A 237-nucleotide genomic window follows, 5' to 3' on the forward strand; every position below is an offset into this window, starting at 1 on the left:
CATGGCGTCGGCGCCTGCTGCGCCCCCGACGCCGAAGCCAAAATACCGCGATGCCTGCGCAACCTTGCCGCTCGGCATCAACAGCACATACTCCGGATCGGCGCCAAGCAGGATGCGCCGATCCGGAGTGCTCGCGTTCGCCGCGTGCCATGCGGCGAACCGCGTCAAAGCTTCCGCTTGCCGGCGCTTGTCGCGCAGCAGCGGATACACCGCTCGAACGGCAAGCCTGCCGTTCGA

The 237-nt window shown here is 67.5% G+C and carries 1 pseudogene; it reads right to left on the reverse strand.

What is annotated here, in order from left to right:
* Positions 1–237, reverse strand: a pseudogene (locus tag PAT3040_RS37800) (hypothetical protein); the annotation flags it as partial.

The organism is Paenibacillus agaridevorans (assembly GCF_003112455.1).
GTDB classification, from domain to species: Bacteria; Bacillota; Bacilli; order Paenibacillales; family Paenibacillaceae; genus Pristimantibacillus; species Pristimantibacillus agaridevorans.